The organism is Clostridium mediterraneense (genome assembly GCF_900091705.1).
Taxonomy (GTDB): domain Bacteria; phylum Bacillota; class Clostridia; order Clostridiales; family Clostridiaceae; genus Sarcina; species Sarcina mediterraneense.
Window position 1 is genome coordinate 1,558,680 of record NZ_LT594785.1, and the last position, 25,050, is coordinate 1,583,729.

Here is a 25,050-nt window from a genome sequence, read left to right on the forward strand (position 1 = left end):
GATAGTATTATCTTAATGATAATGATTTTCAACGGAGGTTTTTATAATATGAATATTAATAATTTAAAAGTTGGGGATGTCGGAATAATAGATTATGTAGAAGGAAATGATAAACTTAGTAAAAGACTTTTATCTCTTGGATGTACAAAAGGTACAAGCATTAAATTAAAAAGAAAAGCACCTTTTGGTGATCCAATAATTTTAACTGTTAGGGGCTTTGACATAGCCTTAAGAAAAAAAGATGCTAAATACATATACTTACAAGCATCTTAGGAAATCATAGGGGGAGTTTAGTATGAACAGTATAGCCATGAAAACTATTGCCCTAGTTGGTAATCCTAATGTAGGTAAAACTACATTATTCAATTTACTAACAGGGTCCAATCAAAAAATAGGTAACTGGGCTGGAGTAACAGTAGATAAGAAAGAAGGTTTCTTTGATAATATAAAAATAGTAGACCTTCCTGGAATTTATGCAATGGATACATTTTCTAATGAAGAGAAGATATCTAAGCGTTTTATAGAAGAAGAAAATGTTGATGCAATATTAAATATTGTTGATGCTTCAAATTTAGATAGAAATTTATATTTAACAATGCAATTAAAAAAATTTAATAAACCTATTATATTACTTGTTAATATGATTGACCTTGCAGAGAAAAAAGGTATATTTATAGATTTTGAAGCTCTTGAAAAGAATTTTAATCTTAAGGTTATACCTATATCAGCTTCTAAATCTATAGGTATAGAAAATATTTTAGAAACTCTAAATCAAGATAATTTTACTAAATATATAGATAATACTTCCTATAATTTTAAGAATGCAGAAGAAACTTATACTTATATCGAAAAAAATTTAAATAATAGCTATAATAGAGACTCTAATAAAAGCTCTACAAAACTTACAGAAAAATTGGATTCTATTTTATTAAATCCATGGCTTGCATACCCTTTATTTATTGCAATTATATATGTAATATTCCAATTTACTTTTAAATGGGTTGGACAACCACTTTCTGATATGCTTAGTGATTTTATAGATAATAGTATAATGCCTTCAGTTGCTCATATGCTTGGAAATACTTCAGATTGGTTTAGCTCACTTATAGTTGATGGGATTATAGCTGGAGTTGGTGGTATATTGTCATTCTTACCACTTATAGTATCACTTTATCTTTGTATTTTCTTACTAGAAGATAGTGGATATATGGCTAGAGTTGCTTTCTTAATGGATAGTGTTATGAGAAAAATGGGACTTTCAGGTAAAGCATTTATAACTTTAATTATAGGATTTGGATGTTCTGTACCTGCTATAACTTCAGCAAGAGCTTTAGAAAGTGAAAAAGACAGAAAACTTGCAGCTCTACTTGCACCACTTATGTCATGTAATGCAAGATTACCTGTTTATGTGCTTTTTGCTGCAGTATTCTTCCCAAAGCATAGTGGACTAGTAGTTGTTTCTTTATACTTACTTGGAATTATTGTAGCATTTTTATCAGGTATTATCTTAAATAAAACAATCTTTAAAAAAGATGATGAACCTTTTATAGTAGAATTACCTGAATATAAAGTTCCTAATATTACAAGTGTTTTAAAACAAATATGGGAAAAAAGTAAAGGCTTCTTAATAAAAGCTGGTACTATAATTTTCTCTATGAGTGTTATTATCTGGTTTTTACAAAGCTTTAATTTTAGTGGACTTGCTGAAGATATAAATACAAGTTTCTTAAAAGGTATTGGTTCTATATTTGCTCCTTTCTTTGCTCCTCTTGGATTTGGAAATTGGCAAGCATCTGTATCACTACTTACAGGAATAATGGCAAAAGAAACTGTTATATCAACAATGGAAGTAATTTATGGTGGTAATTTAAATGAATTATTAGTAACACACTTTACTGCATTATCTGCTTATGCATTTATGGTATTTGTTCTTTTATATACTCCTTGTGTAAGTGTAATAGGAACTATGAAAAAAGAATTTGGAGCAAAATTTGCACTAATTTCTGTTGTATTCCAACTAGTACTTGCATGGGTATTTGCGTTCGTAATATATAATGTAGGTTCTCTATTCTTATAAAATAAACTAAGGAGATGATAATAATGGAAATACTTGAAATATTAATTACTGTTGTAATAGTTTTATTTGTTATTTTCATATTATTTAAAAGCTTTAAAAAATCCTCTGATGGTGTTTGTGGATCATGTAGTACTTGCTCTGCTAAATGCCCTAAGGTAAAAGAAAATAATAGTGCTTGTAAAATAACTTTAAAGAAATAATAAAAATACCATCTAGCTTGACTAGATGGTATTTTTTTATTACATTTCTTCTACTACTTCTACTGCTATTAAAGCAAGAGCATTCTTTATAACTTGAGCTGCTGCCTTGATAAGTTCAAGTCTAGCACTCTTTAATCCTTCATCTTCAACATTTAATACTGTATGTGCATTATAGAATTTATTAAATGCCTTTGCAACATCAATAGCATATCTTGTTATAATTGAAGGTTCTAACTTATCTATTGCTAAAAGTATATTCTTATGGAAGTTATCTAAAATCTTAGCAAGTTCAAATTCTTCTTTACTTGTAAGCTTTGTAAAATCAGGCTCTACATTAATTTCACCTGCTCTTCTCATAATACTATTTGCTCTAGCATATGCATATTGAACATATGGAGCTGTTTCTCCTTCAAAGCTAAGCATTTCTTCCCAATTGAATGTAATATCTTTTTCTCTTGAATTCTTAAGATAAGTAAATACTATAGCCCCTATTCCTATTTTCTTAGCCACTTCTTCTTTATTTGCAAGGTTAGGATTCTTTTCATTTATAAGCTCTCTAGCATTATCAACAGCACCATTTAATAAGTCTTCAAGAAGAACAACATCTCCTTTTCTTGTTGATAGCTTCTTATCTGCAAATTTAACTACTCCAAATGGAATATGAACACAATCTTTTGCCCATTCTTCTCCTGCAAGCTCTAATGTCTTAAATACTTGTTTAAAGTGAAGAATTTGGTCCTTACCAACTACATAGATACATTTATCAAAGTTGTAATGTTTCTTTCTATACATAGCTGCTGCTAAATCTCTTGTAGCATAAATTGAAGCTCCATCTGACTTAACTACTATACATGGAGGCATATTGTAATCTTCTAACATAACAACTTTTGCTCCATTACTTTCTGTTAAGACATTTTTTTCTTCTAAGAATGATACAACTTCATTCATCTTATCGTTATAGAAACTTTCTCCAGCCCAAGAATCAAAATCTACTCCTAAAATTTCATAGATCTTATTAAATTCTTTTAATGATAAATCTTTAAATCTATTCCATAAAGCTAGTTCTTCTTCGCACCCATCTTCTAATCTCTTAAAGTACATTCTTCCTTCATCATCTAAAGCTGGGTCTTCTTTAGCTTCATAATAGAATTTAACATAAATTCTTAAAAGTTCCTTGATAGGATCTTTTTCTAAAGCTTCTTCATCTCCCCATCTCTTATATGCAGATATTAATTTACCAAACTGTGTTCCCCAGTCTCCTAAATGGTTAATTCTTGTTGTGCTATAACCATCAAAGTTTAATATCTTATATAATGAATTTCCTATTGCTGTAGTAAATAAATGTCCTACGTGGAAAGGCTTTGCTATATTAGGTGATGAAAACTCAACAACTACCTTTTTTCCTTCTCCTTCATTACCTGAACCATACTTATCTCCTTTAGCAATTACTTCTTCTACTACTGCTTTAGTAAATAAACTCTTATCTAAGAAGAAGTTAACATATGGTCCTAAAGCTTCAACCTTTTCAAATCCTTCTTTATTTATTTGTTCTACAATATCTGCTGATATCATATTAGGAGCTTTTCTCATCACCTTAGCTAATTGGAAACATGGAAATGCATAGTCTCCCATATCACTCTTTGGTGGTATTTCTACTAATTCTTCTATTTTTTCAACTTCTAAGTCTACAATTGTTTTAATTCTTTCAGCTATAAGCTTTTTATAGTTCATAAACTAAATCCTCCTCAATATATAAATTTAAATATAAAAAAAACGCCTTCTTATTCTGTAAATAAGAGACGAATAAAATCCGCGGTACCACTCTAATTGATATAAAATCCACTTAATTAATTAACGCTTTTACACGACATACTATACTTGCATAGCTTTCTAGCAGCATCTCAAAGTCTCTTTTCGCTTAATCTATTCTATAGGACTCGCACTCTACTCCTACTCGCTTAAGACATCAATTAAGTTACTCTTCTTCTCAACGATTTTTTCTATAAAGTTTTCATGTCATTATAGCAAATACTAACTAGCTATGTCAACAAATTAAATAACTTATTTTTAAACTTTAAACAATGCTTTCTTTAAAGTAAGAAAGCATTGTTTGTTAGATTAAGTTAAGTATTATTGTAAAAATAATATTAGCAAGTTTCATAATTAATCCTGATATCACAGTAGCTGGATATGACATTATTCTTCCTGCAAAGAATATTATTACTAATAATATTACTATATAATATTGACTTGTAAATTTAGCAATTTCATAAGCTTTCTTTGGTGCTATATCAACTAATAAATTATACATTTCTAATCCTGGTATAGGAATTAGATTAAATACAAATAAACTTACATTTATAATGATAACATATTGGAATATTAGAGTTAGTATCTGTAATACTTCATTAGAATCTAATAAATTCAAAATAACGAATAGCATCATAAATAATGCTCCAATAAACGCTATCAATATATGCGAAAATAAAGCAGCTAATGTAACTTTTATACTATCTTCTTTTGGATGTTTAAAAGCATACTTATTTACTGTTGTTCCCTTTGTCCAACCAAAACCAGTAAATATAATAGCAATAAATCCTATTAAATCTATATGTGCAAAGGGATCTAAAGTCATTTTACCTTCAAGTTTTTGGGACTTATCTCCTAAATTATATGCCACTCTAGCTCTTATATACTCTCTAAAAGTAAAAGCTATAAGAATAGCTGGAATAGATAAGAACATATTTAACATTCTACCTGCCAATAAACTTCACCTCCTAATTAATACTACTAATTATATCATATAATATTACAAAAAACACCTTTTTGTCTATTGCAAAAAGGTGTTCTATATTTATAATCTTTTAGATGCTTCGTATGCAAGATCACTTCGTTCACACTCATCATATTTTAAAGTAACTTGATAACAAAGATGACTTCCCTTCATCTTTTCAGAGGCATAACACAAACCATTACTTCTAGAATCTAAGAAAGCTTGATCTATTTGTTCTGGATCACCTATTAATATAATCTTTGAGCCTTCTCCTGCTCTAGTTATTATTGACTTTACTTGCTTAGGGGTTAAATTTTGAGCCTCATCTATTATTACCCAAGATTTAGCTATACTTCTTCCTCTTAAATAAGCAACAGCTTCTGTTGTAATAATTTTTCTTTCAAACAACTCTTCTATCTTATCATTTAACTCTCTTTCATCAACATACCTTTGTTCTTCATCTGAATCTATTAAAATTTCTAAATTATCATAAATAGGTCTCATAAATGGCGCTATTTTTTCTTGCTCTGAACCTGGTAAAAATCCAATCTCTTCATCCATGGTTACATTAGGTCTACATACTAATATCCTTCTATATTCTCCATTTTCCTCTTCAATTATTTTTTGAAGTCCTACTGCTAATGAAAATAAAGTTTTTGCTGTTCCAGCTGGACCCTTTATAATTACTAGAGGAGCTATCTTTGCTTCTGTACTAAGACATTCTATCATAAATCTTTGACCTACATTCCTTGGTGATATTCCCATAATATTATGACTATTTTTATAAATTAAAGGAACTATTTTTTTACCATTAAATCTTCCTAAAGCAGTTTGTTTTTCATTATCATTACAATGAATTATAATAAATTCATTTACTTCAAAATTAGGTTCTACATATTCATTAGTTTCTTCATCAAAAAATAATACTTCTTTGATTTCTATTGATTTTCCTTTAAAAAATTTATCTATAATTTCTTTTGATGCATATACATCTTTTCTTCCTGTATATTGCTTATCATACTTTGGTACTACTCTTTCATAGAAATCATCAGTTTTTATTCCTACTGTATCAGCCTTTATCCTTTCAAAAGTATCTTTAGTTATTAAATAAACATCTTCTCCTAATTCCTTAAGAGCCATACATAATTGTATGATTCTATTATCTGGTTTATCAACACTCCATGCTTTAGGTATAGCAGTATCATATCCTCTACTTTCTACTCTTAGCATTCCTCCATTATCTAAAGCAACACCCTCACTTAACTTCCCTTTCTTTCTTAATCCATCTAATATTCTCGCTACATGTCTAGCATTTAAACCTAAGTCATTATTATTCTTTTTCATATTATCCAATTCTTCTAAAACTACTTCTGGTATTACTACATTACTATCTTCAAAATCGAATATTGCACCTGGAGAATATAGTAATACATTAGTATCTAAAACATAGGTTTTTTTCAAAGAAATCCACTCCTTTAGGAAAGTTTATATACTATATTATATGCTAAAAATATAATATATCACCTTTTTATTTAAGCTCTATTATATTTTTAGAGAATTATAATAAATATTATAAAAATCATACTTTTAAGCTAAATGGATTTAAGTCTTATATTTTTATTTATATTATTATATTCAGCTAATTATTAAACTGTAAAGTAATTTAAATTTTTTTATATTTTATTATCAGTTACGAGTATTTTATATAAAAACAAAATATATCGGAATAAATCCTCTCAAATTTAAAAACTTCTTAATTTTTTTTACTTGATATATTCTTTATTTCATATATTCCTAATTCTACTAATTTTTAAAATAACAACCTCTAATGTTTGTGATAATTATCTAATTTAACATATAATCCTTTATGATTATAAAAAATTCATATAATCACCTTTTTATTAACAATTTTTTTATGTACTTGATTTTAAGTTTATGGTAATATTGGCAAGTGTTTTAATTACATATTATTTATTTATGTAATATTTAGCTATATAGGGGGACTATCTATGATAACAACAGAAGAAACAAAAATAAAAATCACAACAGCTGATCCTTCAGCCTTAGGACTTTTTGGATTAGCAATAATTACATTGGTAGCATCATCACAAAAATTAGGACTAACATCAGGAGTATCATTAGTTATACCTTGGGCAATATTTTTAGGAGCTACTGCTCAACTATTTGCCTGTATAAATGACTTTAAACATAATAATACTTTTGGTGCTACTGCCTTTGGTGCCTATGCATTTTTCTGGTACGCAATCGGATTTACATGGTTAATACAAAACGGAATATTTGGTGATAAATTAGCTGCAGCTGCTGATCCTAAGCAATTAGGTTTTGCTTACTTAGGTTACTTAATATTTACATTATTTATGACTATAGGTGCAATGGAAACTCATAAAGTATTATTTATAATATTTGTGCTTATAGACTTTTTATTTATAGGATTAACATTATCTTCATTTGGAATAATAGAACATGCAGCTCATCAACTTGCGGCATATGCTGAATTACTAATAGCAATAACATCATTCTATGGTTCTGCTGCTGCTGTATTAAATACTCATTTTTCTAAGGTAGTTTTACCTGTTGGAAAACCATTTGGTATATTTAAAAAGTAATAACTTACTTAGAAAATACTAATAAATAAATTTATGAAAAATAATATCTCATATTTTATTAAATTAAAAATAAAAAAGTCTAGGTACTTAGTTTTACCTAGACTTTTTAAGTAGTCCTATATTATGAGATATCAAAATTAATAATAAATAATATTATAGGCTCTACTTTCTACTCTTAATACCTCTCCATTATCTAAAATATCACTCTCACTTAACTTTATTTCTGCCTTAATCCATCTAACACTTTTTCTACACGCTATATCATCTTTTTATTTAAGCTCTATTATATTTTTAGAAAATTAGTTAAAATTATAATAAAACTTATTTTTTAAAAGGAGCTCTAATATGAACTTAGATTTAATTCGTAAAAATATAGATGATTTAGAGTATAAAAATAATATACTTTATTTTAAGGAAATAGATTCAACTAATACTTATTGCAAAATTAATTCTAAAAGCTTAAATAATAAAACAATAGTTATAGCTGAAAAACAACTTAGTGGACGTGGAAAAAATAATAGAAAGTGGTTTTCACCAAAGGGAGGACTTTACTTCTCAATATTATTAAAAAATAAATTTTCTATAGAAGAAATATCTTTATTTCCTTTGATTGTTTCTTTAGCAGTACACAATAGCTTAAAAAAATTTGATATAAATACATCAATTAAATGGCCTAATGATATATTATTTAATGATAAAAAACTTGCTGGTATTCTTTTAGAATCTAAAATATCTAAAGACTTACCAAGCACTTTAATTATAGGTATAGGAATTAATATTAACTCAGATTTACCATCTGACGAAATATCAAATAAATTTATTTCTCTAAAAAATTCAATAGAAATATTACCTACAAATGAAGACTTACTTTCTAATATAATAAATAAATTTAATATTTTAACAAATGATTTAAATAATAATAGAACTTTAAATATTTTAAACCAATACAAGCAAAATTGTATATTACTAAATAAAAAAGTACTTCTTACTTCAAATAACTTAAATAAATCAGTTTTAGTATTAGATATAAACAATGATGGTAGCTTAAAAGTAAAAAATTTAGATAATAATGAAATATTAAATATATATTCTGGAGAATTTTCTATAACAGGAATTAATGAATATATCTAATTAAATGAAAAAAATTCTTCAAAGAGTTATTAATTCTAGAAGAATTTTTTCTTATAATACATAAAAGACTTGGTAAATAAGCTTCCCAAGCTTTTATATTTCATATGAAATTATATATTTAAAAAGTTGTTATAGTAAAACTAAAAAATTTATTTTCAAAATTTTTTAATTATATGTATTATAGATAATATTTTTTACTAATTATTAGATTTCTTATTTTCATTTTCTTTATTTTCTGTACTAGTTTTCTTTTCTTGTTCTTCAGTCTTTTTTTCTACATTAGTTTTTTTATCTTGTTCTTCACTCTTTTTTTCTGAATTAGTCTTCTTATCTTGTTCTTCATTTTTCTTCTCTGAGTTAGTTTTCTTATCTTGTTCTTCATTTTTCTTCTCTGAGTTAGTTTTCTTATCTTGTTTTTCACTCTTCTCTTCTGAGTTAGTCTTCTTCTCATTTTCTTCATTCTTTTTTTCTACATTAGTTCTTTTTTCTTCTTTATTTTCCTTTAACTCCTTCCTGTCTTCTCTTTTAGAAGGACCTTCTGGTTTTTCTGGTCTTTCTGGTTTTTCTTCTGGTTCCTTATGGAAAGTTGTCTTTTTTTCCTCTTCTTTATTTTCCTCTTCTCTATTTTTAAATTTATCTTTATTAAATTTATCTTTTCCTGCATTAGTTGATTTTAATACTTTAGCATTTTCTAAAATAATTTTCTTACCTTTAATTTCTTTTAATTTCCCTTTTACGATGACTTCATCGCCTTCCTTATATTTTAAACATTCTGATTTACTATCCTTATCTAAAATACATTTAGCCTTTAAAGAGCCAGATTTAGACATGATTGAAGTTTCATTATCTTTATCATGTATTTTACTAATATTCATTTTAATAACCACATCTTTACCAATGCAATTATTATACTTATCTTTATCAGATCTAAGATTAATAGCATCTTCTAATGATAATTCTTTGTTTGCCGCATCATTTACTTCTGCTGGTTTTTGTGTTGCTTCTACCCATATAGTTTCATATCTTTCTTCAACATTATTTGCAGCATAACAAGTCGCTCCCACAGGTAGTAATGAAATAGCAATCGCTGCACATAAACTCTTTAAATTTTTGTTCATTTATATACTCCTCCTTTATGAAACACTAAAAATAATATGCCACGATTCGCTAAAATTTATTCACAAAAAATATCATTTTATTAATATTGATTGCATGATTAATGATTTTTGTATTATTATATATATATATTAAAATTGGAGGAAGATAATAATGAAACTATTATTTTTTGATACTGAAACAACAAGTATCAAGCCAGGTAGTATATGCCAACTTAGTTACATATTAGTTGATACAGATTGCAAACCACAAAAAACAACAGGATATAATTATTTCTTTACTGTTGAAGAAATGGATCCTGAAGCAGAAAAAGTTCATGGTTTCTCTTTAGAAAAACTTTACGAATTAAGTAATGGACTTTACTTTGAAGATCAATTTGAAAACTTCTTATCAGATTTCCAAAATGCTGATTTTGTTATAGGACATAATGTTCCATTTGATATAAAATTCTTAACACATGAGCTTTCAGCTCTTTATATGGAAACAGAATATGCTCCTAAAAATATATTCTGTACAATGAAGTACTATAAAGATATATGTAAGCTTGTAAAGCCTAATGGTACTTATAAGAATCCTAAACTAGAAGAAGTTATAAATTACCTAGGAATCACTAAGGAACAAATTACAGCTACAGCAAACAAGCTATTTGATGGAAGTGGAAATTATCATGATGCTAGATTTGATACAGCTGCAACTTATTTAGTAGTAATTGAAGGAATAAAACAAGGAGTAATTCCTAGAAATTATTTTACAAATATCTTAAGTTTCCAATAAGTTATTTCACAAAAAAAGCTATCTATAATTATAGATAGCTTTTTTCCTTTATTTTAAACTTAAAGACTTTATTATTATCTTATCTAATATAATAGCTCTAATAGATTCATATCTTATTTCATTATTTAAAGCTTTTCTTATATAAGATATATTTTCATATCCATTTTTATTGCATATATCTAAAACACGCTCTGTCTCTTCATCTGAATAAAATGATTTTAAATCTATATCAAAATCATATTTTCCTGTTTCTTTCACATAATCTGTAACATAAGCTAATAAAGTTGATACAGATACTTCTATCCTTTTAGATATATCTTCTATGTTTTTACCTTCTTTTAGCTCATCTATTGTTATCTCATTATTTTTTCTTGATTCTCCATCTATAATAAGCTTTCTTCTCTTTTTATCTTGCCAAGTTCTCTCTATATTATTTATTTCGATATAATCCTTAACTATGGATAAAATTTTATCTCCATAGCTTTCTATTTTCTTAGCTCCCATTCCAGATATATCATTTAACTCCTCATATGATATTGGATATCTACCACTAATCTCCTTTAATGTATTTAAAGCTAAAATATACGTTGCAGATTTATTCTCCTTCTTAGCAAATTCTTCTCTTAATATGAATAACTTATCTAAAAGTTTTGTATCTGTAATTACTTCAAATGGTAAATCATTTATCTTTTTATTTATTTCTGATTTTTCTAAAATACTCTTAGATAAAACTATATTATTTTCATCTACATAGTCTTTTATGAGCTCTATAAACACTTCACCATAATTATCATATCTCTTTTGTCCTACACCTGATATATTCATAAATTCCTCTTTTGTTACTGGATATTTTATAGATATTTCCTTAAGTGTACTGTCTCCAAAAATAGCATAAGGTGGTATTCCTTTTTCTTTTGATAATTCATATCTTTTTTCTCTAAGTATTTCAAATAATTTATTATCCTCTTCAAAACTCTTATTAACCTTAAATTCTTTAAATATTACCTTTAATTCTCCCTTAAGAATCATTAAAGATTTATTATTTAAAATTACAACAGGATAATCTCCAGTACTAGTTCCTGCATACCCATGTGATATAAGAGTGTTTATAAACTCTTTTAAATTATCTGTGCTATATTCCTTCATTATTCCATAAGTAGATAATTCATTAAATTTAAGATCAATTATTCTTTTAGCTTTAGAACCTCTTAAAACATCAACTATTACATTAACTCCATAACCCCTTTTCATCTTATAAATACAAGATAAAACTTTTTGGGCATCTATTGTTTTATCAACTTGTTCTCCATCACTTAAGCAATTACTACAATTGTTACAATTATCTTTGTACTCTTCACCAAAATAACTTAAAATATACTTTCTATAGCAATTATTACTATAAACTAAATCTAACATTTGTTGTAATTTATTATGAACATCAATTTTTCTAAGCTGATTTTCAGTTGAAATATCAATTAAATATTTTTGAGTTTGTATATCTCCTGGTGAAAATAACATTATAGCCCTACTCTTCTCACCATCTCTTCCAGCACGTCCTATCTCTTGATAATATGCTTCTATATTTTTAGGCATAGAATAATGTATAACATATCTAACATTAGGCTTATCTATTCCCATACCAAAAGCATTAGTAGCTATCATAACCTTAACTCTATCAAACACAAAATTTTCTTGGTTTTCTTTTCTCTCTAAATCTGAAAGTCCAGCATGATATCTTGAAATTTCATATCCTAATTTTTTTAATGCTAAATATATATTTTCAACTTCTTTTCTTGTAGAAGCATATATAATTCCACTTTGTTCTTTATTCTCACTTAAATAATCTAAAATATATTGTTTTTTATTTACTCCTTTTAAGATATCTATCTCTAAATTTTCTCTATCAAAACCAGTTATAAATAAACTAGGATTATCTAAACATAATAAATTTATTATATCTTCTCTAACTTTATCTGATGCTGTTGCCGTAAAAGCAGTTACTATCGGCTTGCGTGATAATAGACTAATAAAAGACTTTATATTTTTATAACTTTTTCTAAAATCATGTCCCCACTGAGAAACACAATGTGCCTCATCTATAGCAACTTGAGAAACTTTCACATTACTAATAGCATCTATAAAGTCATAACTAGTAAGTCTTTCTGGCGCAACATATATAAGCTTATACTCATTATTTTTAATTTTAAATAATATATCTGAAAGCTCTATACTACTAAGAGTACTATTTATATAAGCACAGCTTATACCTATTTCCTTTAATGAATCAACCTGATCCTTCATAAGAGATATCAATGGAGATACAACTATAGTTAAACCATCTAATAAAAGAGCTGGTATTTGATAACAAATTGATTTTCCTCCACCTGTAGGCATAATAACTAAAGTATCTTTTTTATTTAAGATACTTTTTATAATTTTTTCTTGATCTTTTCTAAATTCTTTATAACCATAATATTTCTCTAAAACTTCAAGCATCTTTTCCCTCAAAATATTCACTCCTCCATCCATAAACTTATCTAATTCTCTTAATTTTTAACATATCTTAATCCTCTTATTCAATTAAAGCACTTAATTAAATTAAAAGATAATATTTATATAAAAAAGACTGCCTCAGTTTAAATTGAGACAGCCTCATTAAGTAAATTAGAATGTATAAACTTCCATTTCATCTATAGCCTTTTTAACTAATGCTTCAACATCAAGTCTTGATTCTGATTCTCTCATTTGATCTAATCTTGGCTTTGTCTTAGGATGCTTTGGAACGAATATTGTACAACAATCTTCATAAGGAAGTATTGAGGTTTCATATGTTCCTATTTCTCTTGCTATTTGCATTATATTTTCTTTATCCATTGTTATAAGAGGTCTAAATACTGGTCTATCAGCACAATCAGTACTTACTATTAACCCTTCCATTGTTTGAGATGCAACTTGACCTATACTTTCACCTGATGATACTGATTGTATACCTTTCTTTTCAGCAAGCTCACAAGCAATTCTCATCATAAATCTTCTCATAAGTATTGTAAGTTCATCTTCTCTACATTTATCTAAAATAGCCATTTGTATTTCAGTAAATGAAACTACATATAAATTAACCTTTTCTGTATATTCTGCAAGTATTTTAGCAAGGTCTTTTACCTTATCCTTAGCTCTTTCTGATGTATATGGATGTGAGTGGTAGTAAACACAGTTAACTTCTACTCCTCTCTTAGCCATTAAGTATCCAGCTACTGGTGAATCAATCCCACCTGATAACATAAGCATAGTACTTCCATTCATTCCATATGGAAGACCTCCAACTGCTTTAACTATATCATCATTTGTCCAAATATATGAATTCTTTCTAATTTCTAATTTTACCATGCATTCTGGATTTCTTATATCAACTGAAATTTCTCTTCCTAAGTTCTTAAGTATGTGGCCTCCCACTTCTCTTGAAACTTCCATTGAATTTTTAGGGAACTTCTTATCTGCTCTATTTGTTTCAATCTTAAATGTTTTAGCATCTGAAGCTTTAACTTTCTTTAATGCTTCTTCCTTTATAACATTCATATCTGTTTCTATTTGAGTTACTATTACAAGTTCTGTAATTCCAAATACTTTTCTAACTATTTCTGTAACTTCTTCAAGATTTTCAGTTTCTATAAACCATCTTCCTTGGTCACTTATAATCTTATGATCAATGTCTTTAAGCTTTTTTTCTATATTGCTCTTAAGCTTACTTTCAAATTTCCCCTTATTTAATCCCTTAAGGAATATTTCTGGTGCATATTTAACTAATATTAGTTTTTTCATCTTTTAAATCTCCTTAAAAATAGTAATGATTTCTTTAAAGCTTCTATTGTATAATCAACTTCTGCCTTAGTATTTTCACCTGAGAAACTAAATCTAATAGCTCCTTCAATTTCATTTGGTTTAAGTCCTATAGCATTTAATACATGACTTCCTTTACTTATTATCTTTTTAGAAGAACATGCTGACCCTGTTGATACAAATACATTTTCTTCTTCAAGCATATGTAATAGAACTTCTGCTCTTACTCCAATAAATGAAACATTTAAAATATATGGACTCATATATTCTTCTATTGGACTATTTATTCTTATATTATCTATTTCTTGTAGTCTATCTACAAAATAAGCCTTTAACTCTACAAGATTATTAAAGCTTTCATCTAATTTATTAATAGTTAATTCACTAGCTTTTTGCATACCAACTATAGCTGGTAAATTTTCTGTTCCTGCTCTTTTACCTGATTCTTGACTACCTCCACTTATAAGTGACGGTATATTTAGACCTTTTCTCATATATAAAAATCCAATTCCTTTTGGTCCATGAATTTTATGAGCTGATACAGTATAAAAATCTATATTAAATTTATTAGCATCTATCTTAAATTTACCATAGCTTTGAACTCCATCAACATGGAATTTAGCTCTTTTACTATTTTCTTTTATTATCTTACCTATTGCTTCTAAATCACTTATAGTTCCAATTTCATTATTAACATGCATAACAGATACGAGAACTGTATCCTTAGTTATACTATTTTTTAACTCATCTAAATTTATTCTTCCATGAGAATCTAACTTTAGATAAGTAACCTTCACTCCATTTTCTTCAAGTTCTTTACATGTTGTTAAAACACTTGGGTGTTCAAATGAAGTTGTTATAATATGAGAACCTGGTTTTCCAAGACCTCTTAATATTGTATTATTACTTTCACTTCCTCCTGAAGTAAAAAGTATTTCTTCTTTACTTGCATTTATAGTTTTACCTATAGCTTCTCTAGCTTCTACAAGTCTTCTTTGACTCTTTAAACCAAGTTTATGTAATGATGAAGGATTTGCAAAATATTCTCTCATAGCTACTGACATTTCTTCACATACTTCTTCATATGGTCTAGTAGTTGCGCTGTTATCAAAATACACTTCCATAACTAGCTCTCCTTTCTCATACTAAGACTACCTTATAAATATAAAGTATATTAGTAACTTTCTTTAACTAATATAGTTTAACATATTTTTTTTATTATTTCATTTTTATTTTTCAATATAAATAAGATAATATTTAAAAATAATTTATCTTAACTGATAAAATAGAAAAGCTATCTCTGTTGAGATAGCTTTTTTATTATTCCATTGCTACAAATTCCACTTTTTCTACACCATCAATTTTATCAATATTGTCTAATATAACATGAATATCAGAATTAATAGATGATATGTCCATAGTAATACTTACATGGGCAACTGAATTTATAGGAATTCCTTGATCTATTGTTAAGATATTACCACCATATTCTGATACTAAATTTAAAACTTTTGATAAAACCCCTTGCTTATGAGCTACTACCATATTAAATATAAACTTTTTACCTGCTGAAGTTTCTGAGAACTCAAAGACATAGTCCTTATATTTATAATAAACACTTCTACTTATTCCTGCTTGTTTTGTTGCCTCTGTCACTTCTCTTACCTTTCCTTGTTTTAAAAGTCTTTTAGCATTCATAACTTTTTCAAAAACGTCTGGTAAAACTTTTTTATCAATAACTAACCATTGACTGCTCATATAAAATCACCTTTCTTCTATAACTGCTCCTATATTATCTGCTCTTAATTCTAACAAACTCCAACTATTATCTAATAAATTTATTTTATCTTTTATATTTTTCCTATATTCTTCAGTAAATTCATCAAAAAGATTAATACCTACTATAGTTGGTCCAGATCCACTTATAAAAGAGCATAAGAAATTATTTTTACTAATAATTTCTTTAATTGTATCATAATCTTTTATAAGTTTACTCCTATAAGGTTCATGGAAGCAATCACCAAATGTTTCTTTTAATAATTTATAATTTTTAGTTGAGAAAACACTAGCTATAAGTCCTGCTCTACTAAGATTATAAATTCCTTCTTTTAAACTATAATTACTAGGTAAAACTCTTCTTGCCTCTTCTGTTAAAACTTTAAATTTAGGTATAACTGATAAAAATATCAAATCATTTTCTAAATCAACTTTATTATAATATACATTACCATTTTCTACAACAACCGACACAGTAAAGCCACCTACTAGAGCTGGGACTACATTATCTGGATGCCCTTCTATTTGTGTAGCTATATTAATTAAATCCTCTAAACTTAATTTTTCACCTATTATTTTATTACCTATTATTAATCCTGCAACTATACAACTAGAACTACTTCCAAGTCCACGAGTCACAGGTATATTCTGTTCTATAAGTTTTAATTTTAATCCTTTAATTTTATAATTAAACATATTTAATATCCTAATAATAGAAAGATAAAAAATATTATTTTTATTAGAAAACTCCTCTTCAAATCCCTCAAAAACTATTCCATCACTTATTTCTTCTACCTCAAAAATATTATATAAATTTAAGGCTATTCCCATACTATCAAAACCAGCCCCTACATTAGCTGAAGTGGCTGGTACCTGCACCCTATATCTCATACTACTTATCTATCTCCAATATATTTAAAATTAAATCTTTCATATTTTCTTTAGAAGATTCTAAGTGATGTAAAACTTTCTTTTTATCTAAATTCTTTAATCCTACTGGTATCTCTAAGTTTGATATTTTAGATAAGTCTTCTAAAAGCTGAAAATCATCTTTATTATCTATATCCTGATTTAAAGCTTCCATAATACTTTTAGTAAACTTAAATGGAGAAGCTGTAGATACTATTAAACTTATAGTGTCATCATTTGTATCATTATAATATTGTTTATATGCTCCATAAGCAACAGCTGTATGTGTATCCATTAAATAATTTTTCTTTTCAAATACTTCTCTTATATCTTTTAAAATATCTTCTTCCTTTGAATAATATCCATAAAAATCTGACATTTTCTCTCTCATATTATTATTTATCTCATAAGTCCCCTTAGATTCTAAATCATTCATAAACTTTATTACTTCTTTATCATCTCTATCACATAATTCAAATAATAATCTTTCAAGATTCGAACTAATAAGAATATCCATAGATGGTGACTTTGTTAAAATAAGTTCTCTTCTCTTATCATATATTCCTGTACCTATAAAATCAGTTAAAACATTATTTTCGTTTGAAGCACAAATAAATTTATTAATTGGAAGTCCCATTTTTTTAGCATAATAGGCTGCAAGTATATTTCCAAAATTCCCTGTAGGAACTACAACATTTATCTTCTCTCCACTGTTAATACAATTTTTATTGATCAAATCAAAATATCCATAAAAATAATATACTATTTGAGGAATAAGCCTACCTATATTTATAGAATTTGCAGAGCTAAGTAAAATACTTTTTTCTTTTAATTTATCTCGTAATTTATTATTACTAAAAATCTCTTTTACTCCTCTTTGAGCATCATCAAAATTACCTTCTATTGCAATAACTGAAACATTTTCACCATCTTGTGTTATCATCTGATATTTTTGAATATCACTTACTCCTTCTTTAGGATAAAAAACCATTACCTTTAATCCATCTACATCTTTAAAACCCTCTAAAGCTGCTTTACCTGTATCACCAGATGTAGCTGCTAAAATAACTATATCCTCTTTTACATTTAACTGCTTCTTTGCTACTTTCATAATTTGTGGCAAAAATAATAATGCTGCGTCCTTAAATGCTGATGTAGGTCCATGGTATAATTCTAAAAAATTATTATTAAGTTCAACCCAAAACTTATCCTTATATGCATTATCAACTGCCTTTTTTATATTTTCTTTCCCTAAATCTTCAAAAAAATTATTTATTATTTCTATTGCCAAATCTTGATAGTCTAATTTTTTTAATCTCTCTAACTCTCCTGTTAGGTTTGGAAATTCCTCTGGCACATATAATCCCCCGCTATTAGACAGCCCCTTTATAATAGCTTGTGCTGAATTCAGAATTTCCTCCTTATTTCTAGTACTTATAAAATTCATATCATCACCCCAATTTAATATAAAATTGTTATAAATTTACATTTTTATATTACCATGCTAATTATACGAATACAAGTGTTTTTTCTATAAATACATTCTAAATTAATATTTCATATTAGCAAATATCTTAAATAATAAGTTTTATATAATTAATAACAAAAATAAAGTACACAATTCAATAAATCAAATTGTGTACTTATTATTATAATTTTTGTTAAATTCAATAAGACATATTTTATATTAATATTTTTATTACTTAAATACTATTTTTACTAGTAATCATATCTATAAATGTATACTCTATATTTGAGTCTATTAAATAAGATTTATTTTTAAATTTAGAATACTTTTTGATTTCATCTATTAATACTTTTCTTCTAATATTAAAATCTAAACTAGACTTTGATTGCTTAAATAAATAAAATTCAGACATCCTTAAAAATAATTGTAATTTTAACCCTTCTTTTTCTTGCTCGTTAAATAAACTAATTATATCTTTTAAAAACTCACTTAAAACATTATTTATAAGCTTTATATAATATGACACCCTAAAATCTAAAATATAATTAAAATCATCCCTAAACTTATTTATTATATATTTTAATTCTATATCTGATACATTACTCCCTAAATCCAAATCATTTTTAACACTAATCTTTAACTCTAAAATATCTAATATATTTTTAAAATCAAACTCTAAAACCTCATTATTAGTGCCAATATATCTAGATTTATCTAATATCCCTTCTAAAGAAAGCATAAAATCACTATTTTCTTTTATATCATTTTTAATAGTTCTAGCTATCTTTAAAAGACCTATTTCTAGTTTATCTAAACACTTATAATAGTCATCACTACAAATAACTTTATTTATTTCTCTTCCTATAAATTCAGGTATAGCCATTGCCATAGATTTATTTATCTTATCTTGCCTTATTAAAGACTTATATATGTTTATTACAATATTTTTATCATCAATTTCTTTTTTACTAAAACTATCTAAATACCTTTTTATTAAAGTAAATTCACTTAAAAATAAAAATTCCATTCTCTCTTCTAACATATATGAAAAATTCTCTGCTATATTAATAAAATTTGAATTTAAAAAATCCTCTTCCTTACTTTTTCTATAAAGTTCCTTTATAAAATCATCTATTTTAGATTTTAGTAAGTTTATCTTTATATCTGTGGAATCCCTAAAAATAATACTAATTTTATCAAAATACACCCCATTATCCACTATAATTACATCTACTATATCTTTAAGTATAAAATCATTTAAAGATAGATTATTATTATGCTTAAAGATTAATTTCTTTTCATAAAAATCTATACAAAAAGGTTTTAATTCAGAATTATAAGCTATATATCTTGAACTATTAGTACTTATATCTATCTTATTAAAAAGTTTTTCAAAATTATAGTCTTTTCCAAACTCCAATAATAATATTAAATCAAGCTTTTGATTCTCTACAATTAATATGTTATCTTCTTTTATAAAATTAAACTTATTAAAATTTAAAGCAACTATTTCTTCTTTTGTATCTATATTTTTTATTCTAATAAGCTCATCTTCAATAGATAAATTTATTAATTTTCTTTCATAATTTATCCCATTTAAAAATCCACTTAAATATATCTTTTCTTCTTTTAAAATTTCTCTTTCATCTTTTATATAATTTTCTATTCTCTTACTAATTCCTATAGCATCCTCATCTTCTAATTTATCCTGTATTTTTTGCTTACTAATAAAATTATAAATACCTGTTACTTCGTTTTCCTCATCTTGCTTAATATCTTCTACTTTATTTATTTTCGATTCTATAATATCAATAAAATAATTTAAATCTTTAGAAAATGCATATATCTCTAACTTTTGATAATTTGGAAAATATCCTTCTATAATTAATAAATTTGATTTTAATTTATAATTAGTAATATTCTTATATTCTCTTTCTTGATTATAGCTAATAGTATTTATGCAAAAAGACTCTTCTCTAAGATCAATTATTGCACTTTCATATTTTGAATCATTTTTTACTACATACATCTCCCAATTTATATCAAATATACTTTTATCAACTTTTTTATAAATATTAATAAAATCATTCATATTTATATTTAATATAAATGCTTTTTTTCTATCATCAGAAATATCTTTAGAATTTATAGCTACTATATCATTTTTAGTTAATACCTTAAATGTACCATTATTATCATATACATAAAGCTCTAATGATTTAAATTTCCTTTCTTTATCACAAATAAATATCCTACCTAAATTAGAAATACAAAGTATTTTTTCACCTTTTATAATTGTTCCTTTTTCACCAAATTTAAAATTTCTATCTGTTATATAAATAATTTCTTCATTCTCATCTACATATAAATTTTTTTTAATTACCTCATAACCCTTACTCATAAAATCCTCCCTAAGTTAAAATAAATAGATTTACATATTAAAATTATTAAACTTAGTATATTGTATTTACATAATTCTAAAAAAAGTACAGTTAGTAATAATCTAACTGTACTTTCTAAAACTAATTTATAACTCTTCTTGCTCTTCCTATACTACTCCAAGGTACATTAGAAATTCTTACCTTTGCACCTGGTTTTGGTGATTCAATCCATTGGTCATTTCCTATATACATACCAACATGTCCCATATTACTATAGAATAATAAATCTCCTGGTTTAACATTACTCTTAGAAACTTCTACTCCATTTTTGATTTGATCATAAGTAGTTCTTCCAAGACTTATTCCAACTTGTCTAAATCCCCATTGCATAAGACCAGAACAATCAAATGCTCTGTATCCTGTATTTATATATTTAGAATCAATATTATAATCTCCTCTATTAGCATTAGATGGGAATCTATTTTTTAATGTTTGTAAAGATTGAGTAGTTATTAATTCTCCTGAACCACCGTAAATATATGGTGTACCTAAATGAGCTTTCATAACTGCTAACACTTCTTGATATTTATTAGTAGTTTGTCCACTATTGTTGCTTCCACTATTACTACTTCCACCAGTACTAGTATTTACTCTTTTTATATAATCACCATGAACGTAACCTGTTTTACCTCCAAAGCTTATGTAGTACCAATCTCCTGATTTTCCTTTAATATCAACAATATCACCTGCTGATAAATATCCTATAACACTACTTGATGTGTTTGGAGCACTTCTAAATCTAAGATTTGTACTTACATTATAAACTTGTCCTTTTCCTGAATCTGGAGTCACACTTGGTGTTTCTGGTTTATTTGGTGTACTTGGCGTATTAGATTCTGTATTACTATTTATCTTTTTAACGTAATCACCATGAATATATCCTGTCTTACCTCCAAAGCTTATATAGTACCAATCTCCTGATTTTCCTTTAATATCAAAAGTATTACCTGGATATAAATATCCTATAACACTACTTGATGTACTAGGTCCACTTCTAAATCTAAGACTTGTGCTTACATTATAAACTTGTCCTTTTCCTGAATCTGGAGTTATACTTGGTGTTTCTGGTTTATTTGGTGTTTCTGGTGTACTTGGTGTACTTGGCGTACTGTTTCCCGAAAGAACTTTAACGTAATCTTTATGAACGTATCCATTTATACCATTTATACTTATTTTATACCAACTGCCTTGTTCACCTGTAATATCAAATGTTTGATTAGGGTATATAGCTCCTAATACAGATGCACTTGTACTAGCTGCTGATCTTATTCTTAAGCTTGTACTTACATTTTGAGTTTGTCCTTTTTTACCTTGAACTTGTCCACTATTATTATTGTTATTACTATCACTATTAGAATCTGTTACTTTTAAATAATCTCCATGAACATATCCTCTAACGCCTTTATACTCTATCTTATACCAGCTACCACTTTTACCTTCTACATTAACTATTGCTGATGGGCTTAATTGTCCTACAACAGAATAATTTGTGCCAGCTCCTGATCTTATTCTTAAACTTGTACTTACATTTATAACTTGTCCTTTTTGTTGTGATCTAACTTCATTCTTTACCATTTCATTTGACTCTACTATATTATCTGTATTATTATTTTCATCAGCTAATACCTTAATTTCTTGAGAGTTGTTTATCATTATTCCAGCAGATGCCGCCAAAATTAAAGTAATTATTCTTTTCTTCATAATACATCTCCTAACTTTAAAATAATACAAAAAAACATTTTTTGAATCAATTTTGTATTAATTTTGTTTTTTTTTTGTTACATTTACTATGATATAGGCTTTTTAACTATTATTCAATAAATTTTTTGTAAATAAAATACTTTATTGTCTAAAAAATATAGAATTTTATTTATTATATTCCATAAATATACATTGATTTTATCACTAATTAGTGATATATTGTTTATATAAATAGCTTAAACAAGGCATTTATATAATTTACTTAGAAATTGCAATAACATTTTTGAATACTGAATAAAAGTTTACAAAAATGAAATAATTTCAACTTAAAAATAATGAAAAAAGCTTAAAAATATATTACTTTAAATATAAAATCTTAGTAAAATAATATATTTCTTATTAAACTAATAAATAAAATTGAGCTTTTTTAAATATAAATAATTTAATAAACTTTAAGAAAGAATTTTTTTAGTTTCATATCACTAATTAGTGATATTTAGGAGGTAATTAATTATGATAAGAAAAATAGAAAATAAAAATATGGGTAAAAGTAATTTAGGGTGGTTAAACTCTTCATTCCACTTTTCTTTTGCAGAATACTTTAATCCACTTAACTTAAACTTTGGATCATTGAGAGTTTTAAATGATGATTATATAGAAGCTGGAACCGGATTTGGAATGCATCCTCATAAAGATATGGAAATAATATCTTATCTTGTTGAAGGTGAACTTACTCACCAAGATAGTATGGGAAATAAAAGAACTATTACTAGGGGTGAAGTACAATACATGAGTGCTGGAACTGGTGTATTCCATAGTGAAATGAATGAAGGAGATAAAAAAGTTAGACTATTACAAATTTGGATTCTTCCTGATGCAAAAAATCATACTCCTAATTATGGGGACTTTAAATTTAAATGGGATGAAAGAAAAAATAAATTCTTACACATGGTATCCGGAACTAATGGTGATGCTCCTGTAAAAATACATCAAGATGCAAATATATATTCAATTTTCTTAGATGAAGGGAAAAATGCTAAATTTGAAGTAGCAGCTGATAGACAAGTTTACTTAGTACAAATAGAGGGTACTGGTGAAATAAATAATATAGAATTAAATAATGGTGATGCTCTTGAATCAGTTTCTGAATCACTAGATATAACAGCTAAAACTGATTCACATCTTCTTTTAATAGAAATGAGAAAATCCTCATTAAACTAATAGATAAAAAGTGTAGCTTATATTAATTAGCTACACTTTTTAATTTACTTTGATAACTCATGCATATTCTCTAAAGCTTTATATGCTTTTTCTCTTATTTCTTCATCTATTTTTATTTCAAATTCTTCATTTAATAAACAATTATAAATACTTTCTAGATTTATTTTTTTCATATCTTTACAACTCATAACTTCTGTAGTTTTATATAATTTATTATCTTTATTATTCTTATTAAGCTCATAGAATATTCCTTCTTCAGTAACTACTAGTATTTCTTTATTACTAAGCTCTTTTACTTTTGAAATTATTCCACTAGTACTTCCTATATAATGAGACAAATCCCTTATCTTTTTACTACATTCTGGATGAACTAATACTCGTGCCTCTGGATGTTCCTCTCTAAAACTAATTATACTCTTTTCTTTAATTTTTTCATGTATAGGACAATAACCTTGCCATAAAATTATATTCTTATCTGTAACATGCTCAGATATATACTCTCCTAAATTCTTATCTGGCGCAAATATTATATTTTTCTGTGGAAGATTTTTAACTATTTTTAAAGCATTAGATGATGTCACTATAACATCAGATATAGCCTTTACCTCTGTTGATGAATTAATATAAGTAACAATCGCTGCATCCTTATACTTTTCTTTAAGCTTTAAAAGGCCTTCTGCATTAACCATATCAGCCATAAGACATCCTGCCTCTTTTACTGGAATTAATACCTTTTTATCTGGTGATAAAATTTTTGCACTTTCTGCCATAAAATCTACTCCACAAAAAACTAAAGTATTTTCTTTACTATTCTTTGCTATCTTAGATAAATAATATGAATCTCCAACATAATCTGCAATTTCTTGAACTTCATCATTTTGATAATAATGAGCTAATATCAGTGCATTCTTTTCTTTTTTTAACCTTAATATTTCATCAATGATATTCATAAATATCCCCCTTAACCAAGCTAGATATTATATATTCTACCATTTTTTA

Annotated in this window: 20 protein-coding genes and 1 other annotated feature; of the genes, 7 read left to right on the forward strand and 13 right to left on the reverse strand. The window is 26.4% G+C overall.

Annotated elements, in window-relative coordinates:
* Positions 1–48: 48 nt before the first annotated feature.
* From BN8917_RS09555 to BN8917_RS14070, 3 genes are read left to right on the forward strand one after another with little or no spacing between them, the layout of a single operon-like run.
* On the forward strand, positions 49–273 hold the full coding sequence (locus BN8917_RS09555) for a FeoA family protein (protein WP_066873835.1): 225 nt from the start codon (positions 49–51) through the stop codon (positions 271–273).
* 37 nt (positions 274–310) lie between these two features.
* The gene (gene feoB / locus BN8917_RS09560; RefSeq protein WP_066875448.1) at positions 311–2,077 is read left to right on the forward strand and encodes a ferrous iron transport protein B; all 1,767 of its coding nucleotides are present in this window, start codon (positions 311–313) and stop codon (positions 2,075–2,077) included.
* 23 nt (positions 2,078–2,100) lie between these two features.
* The gene (locus BN8917_RS14070; RefSeq protein WP_084748573.1) at positions 2,101–2,277 is read left to right on the forward strand and encodes a FeoB-associated Cys-rich membrane protein; all 177 of its coding nucleotides are present in this window, start codon (positions 2,101–2,103) and stop codon (positions 2,275–2,277) included.
* Positions 2,278–2,316: 39 nt separating this feature from the next.
* Here BN8917_RS14070 and argS read toward each other — a convergent pair whose 3' ends face one another.
* From argS to BN8917_RS09575, 3 genes are all read right to left on the reverse strand, one after another.
* Positions 2,317–4,008, reverse strand: coding sequence for an arginine--tRNA ligase (argS, locus tag BN8917_RS09565; protein ID WP_066873837.1), 1,692 nt, complete (start codon positions 4,006–4,008; stop codon positions 2,317–2,319).
* A 61-nt stretch (positions 4,009–4,069) separates the two neighbouring features.
* Positions 4,070–4,277, reverse strand: a binding site (T-box leader).
* Positions 4,278–4,390: 113 nt separating this feature from the next.
* Entirely contained in the window at positions 4,391–5,041 is a 651-nt protein-coding gene (locus tag BN8917_RS09570; RefSeq protein ID WP_084748575.1) for a site-2 protease family protein, read from the reverse strand.
* 90 nt (positions 5,042–5,131) lie between these two features.
* A complete protein-coding gene (locus BN8917_RS09575) occupies positions 5,132–6,511 on the reverse strand; it encodes a PhoH family protein (protein WP_066873839.1) in 1,380 nt (459 codons plus the stop codon).
* Positions 6,512–7,059: 548 nt separating this feature from the next.
* Here BN8917_RS09575 and BN8917_RS09580 point away from each other — a divergent pair.
* Positions 7,060–7,677: an acetate uptake transporter gene (locus BN8917_RS09580; protein ID WP_066873841.1), complete on the forward strand. Its 618-nt coding sequence runs from the start codon at positions 7,060–7,062 to the stop codon at positions 7,675–7,677.
* 345 nt (positions 7,678–8,022) lie between these two features.
* Positions 8,023–8,808, forward strand: coding sequence for a biotin--[acetyl-CoA-carboxylase] ligase (locus BN8917_RS09585; protein ID WP_066873843.1), 786 nt, complete (start codon positions 8,023–8,025; stop codon positions 8,806–8,808).
* 197 nt (positions 8,809–9,005) lie between these two features.
* Here BN8917_RS09585 and BN8917_RS09590 read toward each other — a convergent pair whose 3' ends face one another.
* A complete protein-coding gene (locus tag BN8917_RS09590) occupies positions 9,006–9,926 on the reverse strand; it encodes a hypothetical protein (protein ID WP_066873845.1) in 921 nt (306 codons plus the stop codon).
* Between the two features lie 151 nt (positions 9,927–10,077).
* Here BN8917_RS09590 and BN8917_RS09595 point away from each other — a divergent pair, with 151 nt between their 5' ends.
* Positions 10,078–10,698 (forward strand): 3'-5' exonuclease, encoded by a 621-nt coding sequence (locus BN8917_RS09595; RefSeq protein WP_066873847.1) that lies wholly within the window; start codon positions 10,078–10,080, stop codon positions 10,696–10,698.
* Positions 10,699–10,746: 48 nt separating this feature from the next.
* Here BN8917_RS09595 and recQ read toward each other — a convergent pair whose 3' ends face one another.
* From recQ to BN8917_RS09635, 8 genes are all read right to left on the reverse strand, one after another.
* The gene (gene recQ / locus BN8917_RS09600) at positions 10,747–13,206 is read right to left on the reverse strand and encodes a DNA helicase RecQ (RefSeq protein WP_187117192.1); all 2,460 of its coding nucleotides are present in this window, start codon (positions 13,204–13,206) and stop codon (positions 10,747–10,749) included.
* A 156-nt stretch (positions 13,207–13,362) separates the two neighbouring features.
* Complete coding sequence (thiI, locus tag BN8917_RS09605; RefSeq protein ID WP_066873851.1) at positions 13,363–14,517, reverse strand: tRNA uracil 4-sulfurtransferase ThiI; 1,155 nt, start codon at positions 14,515–14,517, stop codon at positions 13,363–13,365.
* Positions 14,514–15,659 carry a cysteine desulfurase family protein gene (locus BN8917_RS09610; RefSeq protein WP_066873853.1) on the reverse strand — a complete coding sequence of 382 codons (1,146 nt, stop codon included), beginning with the start codon at positions 15,657–15,659 and terminating at the stop codon, positions 14,514–14,516. Before BN8917_RS09610 ends, thiI begins: the two co-directional genes overlap by 4 nt.
* Before the next feature lie 196 nt (positions 15,660–15,855).
* Positions 15,856–16,293 (reverse strand): ACT domain-containing protein, encoded by a 438-nt coding sequence (locus tag BN8917_RS09615; protein WP_066873855.1) that lies wholly within the window; start codon positions 16,291–16,293, stop codon positions 15,856–15,858.
* Positions 16,294–16,299: 6 nt separating this feature from the next.
* A complete protein-coding gene (thrB, locus tag BN8917_RS09620) occupies positions 16,300–17,202 on the reverse strand; it encodes a homoserine kinase (protein ID WP_066873857.1) in 903 nt (300 codons plus the stop codon).
* A 1-nt stretch (position 17,203) separates the two neighbouring features.
* The gene (gene thrC / locus BN8917_RS09625) at positions 17,204–18,667 is read right to left on the reverse strand and encodes a threonine synthase (protein ID WP_066873859.1); all 1,464 of its coding nucleotides are present in this window, start codon (positions 18,665–18,667) and stop codon (positions 17,204–17,206) included.
* 256 nt (positions 18,668–18,923) lie between these two features.
* Positions 18,924–21,089: a hypothetical protein gene (locus BN8917_RS09630; protein ID WP_066873860.1), complete on the reverse strand. Its 2,166-nt coding sequence runs from the start codon at positions 21,087–21,089 to the stop codon at positions 18,924–18,926.
* A 121-nt stretch (positions 21,090–21,210) separates the two neighbouring features.
* Complete coding sequence (locus tag BN8917_RS09635) at positions 21,211–22,830, reverse strand: C40 family peptidase (RefSeq protein WP_235829996.1); 1,620 nt, start codon at positions 22,828–22,830, stop codon at positions 21,211–21,213.
* A 513-nt stretch (positions 22,831–23,343) separates the two neighbouring features.
* Here BN8917_RS09635 and BN8917_RS09640 point away from each other — a divergent pair.
* On the forward strand, positions 23,344–24,051 hold the full coding sequence (locus BN8917_RS09640; RefSeq protein ID WP_066873862.1) for a pirin family protein: 708 nt from the start codon (positions 23,344–23,346) through the stop codon (positions 24,049–24,051).
* A 44-nt stretch (positions 24,052–24,095) separates the two neighbouring features.
* On the opposite strand, the gene nadA is transcribed toward BN8917_RS09640, so the two are convergent.
* Positions 24,096–25,001: a quinolinate synthase NadA gene (gene nadA / locus BN8917_RS09645; protein WP_066873864.1), complete on the reverse strand. Its 906-nt coding sequence runs from the start codon at positions 24,999–25,001 to the stop codon at positions 24,096–24,098.
* Positions 25,002–25,050 lie beyond the last annotated feature (49 nt).

Bases quoted from the DNA above. Each gene is read 5' to 3' on its own strand.
- BN8917_RS09615 (WP_066873855.1), bottom strand. From the start codon at position 16,293: ATGAGCAGTCAATGGTTAGTTATTGATAAAAAAGTTTTACCAGACGTT.
- thrB (WP_066873857.1), bottom strand. From the start codon at position 17,202: ATGAGATATAGGGTGCAGGTACCAGCCACTTCAGCTAATGTAGGGGCT.
- BN8917_RS09640 (WP_066873862.1), top strand. From the start codon at position 23,344: ATGATAAGAAAAATAGAAAATAAAAATATGGGTAAAAGTAATTTAGGG.
- BN8917_RS09585 (WP_066873843.1), top strand. From the start codon at position 8,023: ATGAACTTAGATTTAATTCGTAAAAATATAGATGATTTAGAGTATAAA.
- BN8917_RS09635 (WP_235829996.1), bottom strand. From the start codon at position 22,830: ATGAAGAAAAGAATAATTACTTTAATTTTGGCGGCATCTGCTGGAATA.
- argS (WP_066873837.1), bottom strand. From the start codon at position 4,008: ATGAACTATAAAAAGCTTATAGCTGAAAGAATTAAAACAATTGTAGAC.
- feoB (WP_066875448.1), top strand. From the start codon at position 311: ATGAAAACTATTGCCCTAGTTGGTAATCCTAATGTAGGTAAAACTACA.
- thrC (WP_066873859.1), bottom strand. From the start codon at position 18,667: ATGAATTTTATAAGTACTAGAAATAAGGAGGAAATTCTGAATTCAGCA.
- BN8917_RS09555 (WP_066873835.1), top strand. From the start codon at position 49: ATGAATATTAATAATTTAAAAGTTGGGGATGTCGGAATAATAGATTAT.
- BN8917_RS09590 (WP_066873845.1), bottom strand. From the start codon at position 9,926: ATGAACAAAAATTTAAAGAGTTTATGTGCAGCGATTGCTATTTCATTA.
- BN8917_RS09595 (WP_066873847.1), top strand. From the start codon at position 10,078: ATGAAACTATTATTTTTTGATACTGAAACAACAAGTATCAAGCCAGGT.
- nadA (WP_066873864.1), bottom strand. From the start codon at position 25,001: ATGAATATCATTGATGAAATATTAAGGTTAAAAAAAGAAAAGAATGCA.
- BN8917_RS09580 (WP_066873841.1), top strand. From the start codon at position 7,060: ATGATAACAACAGAAGAAACAAAAATAAAAATCACAACAGCTGATCCT.
- BN8917_RS14070 (WP_084748573.1), top strand. From the start codon at position 2,101: ATGGAAATACTTGAAATATTAATTACTGTTGTAATAGTTTTATTTGTT.
- BN8917_RS09630 (WP_066873860.1), bottom strand. From the start codon at position 21,089: ATGAGTAAGGGTTATGAGGTAATTAAAAAAAATTTATATGTAGATGAG.
- thiI (WP_066873851.1), bottom strand. From the start codon at position 14,517: ATGAAAAAACTAATATTAGTTAAATATGCACCAGAAATATTCCTTAAG.
- BN8917_RS09610 (WP_066873853.1), bottom strand. From the start codon at position 15,659: ATGGAAGTGTATTTTGATAACAGCGCAACTACTAGACCATATGAAGAA.